Genomic DNA, 1,018 nt, shown 5'->3' on the forward strand with positions numbered 1-1,018 from the left:
CTTAGGTCTGATGTGAAAGCCTTCGGCTTAACCGAAGAAGTGCATCGGAAACCGGGCGACTTGAGTGCAGAAGAGGACAGTGGAACTCCATGTGTAGCGGTGGAATGCGTAGATATATGGAAGAACACCAGTGGCGAAGGCGGCTGTCTGGTCTGCAACTGACGCTGAGGCTCGAAAGCATGGGTAGCGAACAGGATTAGATACCCTGGTAGTCCATGCCGTAAACGATGAGTGCTAGGTGTTGGAGGGTTTCCGCCCTTCAGTGCCGGAGCTAACGCATTAAGCACTCCGCCTGGGGAGTACGACCGCAAGGTTGAAACTCAAAGGAATTGACGGGGGCCCGCACAAGCGGTGGAGCATGTGGTTTAATTCGAAGCTACGCGAAGAACCTTACCAGGTCTTGACATCTTGCGCTAACCTAAGAGATTAGGCGTTCCCTTCGGGGACGCAATGACAGGTGGTGCATGGTCGTCGTCAGCTCGTGTCGTGAGATGTTGGGTTAAGTCCCGCAACGAGCGCAACCCTTGTTACTAGTTGCCAGCATTTAGTTGGGCACTCTAGTGAGACTGCCGGTGACAAACCGGAGGAAGGTGGGGACGACGTCAGATCATCATGCCCCTTATGACCTGGGCTACACACGTGCTACAATGGACGGTACAACGAGTTGCGAACTCGCGAGAGTAAGCTAATCTCTTAAAGCCGTTCTCAGTTCGGACTGTAGGCTGCAACTCGCCTACACGAAGTCGGAATCGCTAGTAATCGCGGATCAGCATGCCGCGGTGAATACGTTCCCGGGCCTTGTACACACCGCCCGTCACACCATGGAAGTTTGCAATGCCCAAAGTCGGTGGCCTAACCATTTGGAGGGAACCGCCTAAGGCAGGGCAGATGACTGGGGTGAAGTCGTAACAAGGTAGCCGTAGGAGAACCTGCGGCTGGATCACCTCCTTTCTAAGGAATAAAACGGAAACCTACACATTGTGGAAACTTTGTTTAGTTTTGAGAGGTTTACTCTCAA

At 53.0% G+C, this 1,018-nt stretch carries 1 rRNA gene; it reads left to right on the forward strand.

What is annotated here, in order from left to right:
- Positions 1-951: ribosomal RNA gene (locus HUK49_RS10545) — 16S ribosomal RNA — on the forward strand; the annotation flags it as partial.
- Between the last annotated feature and the right edge of the window lie 67 nt (positions 952-1,018).

It is taken from the genome of Limosilactobacillus portuensis (assembly GCF_014838735.1).
Classification (GTDB): domain Bacteria; phylum Bacillota; class Bacilli; order Lactobacillales; family Lactobacillaceae; genus Limosilactobacillus; species Limosilactobacillus portuensis.